Here is a 2596-nt window from a genome sequence, read left to right on the forward strand (position 1 = left end):
ACGCTATGTGCGAAACAGCTTTCATAGCTCGCCTCGCAGGTATAGGTTTGGGGCTATACTTTTATAGCCATCTGCCTGGATTGAAAAGAGCTATATGTAACCTGACTCTTTGAGTCACACTATCCCCCTCCTGCAGGTTTCTTACTCTTTCTTCTCTATGGCAACCACCACCACAATCATTCATAATAGGTATTGTCTTAACTTATTTTTAGATTAGACTAAATATTTATTTATATTACTTTAAACATCATCACTTCTGTTAAAACTTTACCACTATGAAGACACACCTACGCTTGCTTCTCACCTTCATGCTGCTCATTGGCGCCTTCACATCGCTCGCCCAAACAGCCGCTATATCAGGAAAAGTTACTTCAGACGGTATACCGGTAGCCTTTGCCAGTGTGGGCCTGGCTGGCACAACAAAGGGGGCTACCAGCGATGACTCCGGGTTCTATCGCATCAGCCAGGTGCCTGGCGGAACATACACCATAAAGGTGTCGGCAGTTGGCTATACTTCAACTTCCCGCCAGGTAACAGTGGCGGAGGGGCAAACGGTTACTGTAGACATTCAACTCAACCCGGCTGCAACAGCCGTCAGTGAAGTAGTGGTAACGGGCACCATGAAGGAGGTAAGCCGGTTGGAGAGCCCTGTCCCTGTGGAGGTGTATACCCAGAACTTCTTTAAAAAGAACCCCACACCGTCGCTCTTCGATGCGCTGCAGAATGTGAACGGCGTGCGCCCCCAGCTTAACTGCAACGTGTGCAACACGGGCGATATCCACATCAATGGCCTGGAAGGGCCTTACACTATGATCCTGATTGACGGCATGCCCATCGTGAGCGGGCTCTCCTCCGTCTACGGCCTTTCAGGCATACCCAACGCCATGGTGGAGCGCATTGAGGTGGTCAAAGGGCCGGCCTCTTCCCTCTACGGCTCAGAGGCAGTGGGCGGGCTGATAAACGTGATCACAAAAAAGCCCTCCAGCGCGCCCCTGTTCTATGCCGATGTGTTTGCCACCTCCTGGCAGGAGTACAACGCGGACCTGGCGTTTAAGCTGAATGCGGGGCGGAAGGCGTCGGTGCTGACAGGGGTGAACTATTTCAACTACAGCAACCCGAAAGACAACAACGGCGACCGATTCACGGACGTGACGCTGCAGGACCGGGTCTCTGTTTTCCAGAAATGGAATTTCGATAGAAAGGAAAACAGGCTGCTTTCCCTGGCCGGGCGCTACTACTACGAAGACCGCTGGGGCGGGGACATGCGCTGGAACAAGTCCTTCAGGGGAGGCGACAGCATTTACGGGGAGAGCATTTACACCAACAGATGGGAGTTGATTGGTAACTACCAGCTGCCTGTAAAGGAGAAGATGCTGCTGATGTTCTCCGTTAACGACCATAGCCAGAACTCCTGGTATGGGGATATACCCTACTTTGCCGACCAGAAAATTGCCTTCTCCCAGCTGACCTGGGACAAGAAAATCAACAGGCACGACCTGCTGCTGGGCACGGCCCTCCGCTACACGTACTACGATGACAATACACCGGCCACCGCCAGTCCGGATACCCTGTACCCGGGAAACCAGCCAGACCAGACCTGGCTTCCCGGAATCTTCGTGCAGAACGAGATTTCTCTCTCGCAGCAGCACAAATTGCTGCTGGGCATGCGTTACGACTACAACTCCAGGCACGGCGACATCCTCACCCCACGGCTGGCCTACAAGTGGGCGCTCAACGATAACAACATCCTGCGCCTGAACGCGGGGACGGGCTTCCGCGTGGTAAACTTGTTCACCGAGGAGCACGCCGCCCTCACCGGGTCCAGGATAGTGGACGTGCAGGAGGAGCTGGACCCGGAGAAGAGCTACAACGTCAACATCAACTATATCAAAAAAGTGGTTGCCGGAAACGGAGCCTTCATCGGCTTTGACGCCACGGCCTGGTACACCTACTTCAACAACCGCATCATAGCCGACTACGACACCGACCCTAACAGGATTATCTACGCAAACCTCCGGGGCCATGCCGTCACGCAGGGCCTCACCCTGAACATGGACGTGGAGCTGCTCAACGGGCTGAAAATGCTGGCTGGGGGAACGTACATGGATGTGTACACGAAAGAAGCGGAAGAGGGGGGCGACATAGAAAAGCAGCGGCAGGTGCTCACCGAGAGGTGGACCGGGACTTGGGCTGTAACCTATAAAATAACACCTTTGAACCTGGGGATTGATTACACAGGGAACCTGTACGGGCCCATGCGCCTGCCTTTGCTGGGGGAACTTGACCCGAGGCCGGAATATTCTCCCTGGTGGAGCATCCAGAATATTCAGTTCACCTGGGGCAGCCCTGGCGGAAGGGTGGAGGTTTACGGCGGCGTGAAGAACCTTCTTGATTTCACACCGGCAGCCTACAGCATCGCAAGGTCCCATGATCCGTTTGATAAGGAGGTTCAGTTTAACGGAAACGGGCAGGCAGTGCCAACTCCAGGCAACCCTTACGCGCTGACTTTCGACCCCGCTTATGTGTACGCGCCCAACCAGGGCATCAGGGGTTTTCTGGGAGTGAGGGTAAACATCAGGTAAGGGCGGCTATGAAG

1 protein-coding gene is annotated in these 2596 nt (G+C 54.3%); it reads left to right on the top strand.

The features are described 5' to 3' along the window. Positions 1 to 275: 275 nt before the first annotated feature. Positions 276 to 2582, top strand: coding sequence for a TonB-dependent receptor (locus tag E1919_RS27035; protein WP_162056512.1), 2307 nt, complete (start codon positions 276 to 278; stop codon positions 2580 to 2582). The last annotated feature ends 14 nt before the right edge of the window (positions 2583 to 2596 follow it).

It is taken from the genome of Pontibacter pamirensis, from assembly GCF_010015475.1.
In the GTDB taxonomy this organism is placed as follows: domain Bacteria; phylum Bacteroidota; class Bacteroidia; order Cytophagales; family Hymenobacteraceae; genus Pontibacter; species Pontibacter pamirensis.

Bases quoted from the DNA above. Each gene is read 5' to 3' on its own strand.
- E1919_RS27035 (WP_162056512.1), top strand. From the start codon at position 276: ATGAAGACACACCTACGCTTGCTTCTCACCTTCATGCTGCTCATTGGC.